Below are 1,197 nucleotides of genomic sequence, written 5' to 3' on the forward strand. Positions count from 1 at the left end.
ACGGCGACGGTGCTGGCTCCGGTTAGTCTGACCGTCAGCCGGACCTCCGTGGCCAGTTCAACGGCGGTGACGATCTCCGCGCGTGGCTGTACAAACGGTACGCTGACCTGGTCAACGGGGGCGGCCGATAACGGTAAAACAAGCATTGTTGTACCGGCAGCTATAAGCAGCATCTACACGGTGACCTGTACCAGTGGTCCTGGCTGTAAAGCAACCGGCCGTATCATGGTCGGTAGTGCCGGTGCCAATGAATTTACGGTGAATGATGCAGTGATCTGCGCCGGTCAAAGTGCGACACTGACGGCAACGGGCTGTCTGGGTAGCATTAACTGGACTGGTAACGGTATCAACGGGCAAACAACGGCCAGCGTAATTGTGAATCCGGCCCAGACTACATCGTATGCCGCTGTTTGTACGAACGGCACGTCGGTGGTTGAGGTGGTTGCTCAGATAACGGTTGCCTCCGCCCCTAGCCTGACGATTAGTGCCTTGCCATCGGCCATTACCTCCGGGCAGTCATCGACGCTGACAGTAGCGGGTTGCCAGAACGGTACGCTGACCTGGTCGACGGGAACGGCCGATAATGGAAAAACAAGTATTGTCGTGAGTCCGACAATGACTACCAGTTATACCGTGACTTGTATAGCCGGTCCGCAATGCACGGGTAATACCAGCGTAGCGGTGGCAGTCTCTCAGTCGCCTACGCCGCTTCTGTCGCTGGATAAACTGGTGAACAAATCGAAAGCGCAGCTGGGCGACTTGCTGACGTACACGATTGTCGTGGCTAACACCGGTACCGGACCAGCCAACAACGTCATTGTCCGTGATTCGGTCAGTTCGGGGCTGACGATCTTGCCGGGTTCGGTTACGACGTCAGTCGCCAACAGCTTTACATTAGGTAATCCGGTTAGTGTCTGGAAGATTACGACACTGCCTGCCAATACCACGGCAACAATTGTGTTTTCTGCCAGTACTACTGCTGAAGGGGTTGTGTATAACAAAGCGATGATTCCGGGCGATACGGCGAGCGTCTGTACGTCGATTCCGATCAAGGTATGTAAGGGTACAAACTACACCATTGTCCTGTCGGCCCCAGCGGGGTATGTTCGTTACCAGTGGTTCCGTCGGTCGGGGACCAGNTACAAACTACACCATTGTCCTGTCGGCCCCAGCGGGGTATGTTCGTTACCAGTGGTT

Annotated in this window: 1 protein-coding gene; it reads left to right on the forward strand. The window is 55.4% G+C overall.

The window, feature by feature from the left end; genetic code table 11:
- Positions 1-615: 615 nt before the first annotated feature.
- Positions 616-1,197 (forward strand): DUF11 domain-containing protein (locus BLX24_RS34220; protein ID WP_445422165.1); only part of this gene is annotated, 582 nt, incomplete at its 3' end.

The organism is Arsenicibacter rosenii, from assembly GCF_001870735.1.
Classification (GTDB): domain Bacteria; phylum Bacteroidota; class Bacteroidia; order Cytophagales; family Spirosomataceae; genus Arsenicibacter; species Arsenicibacter rosenii.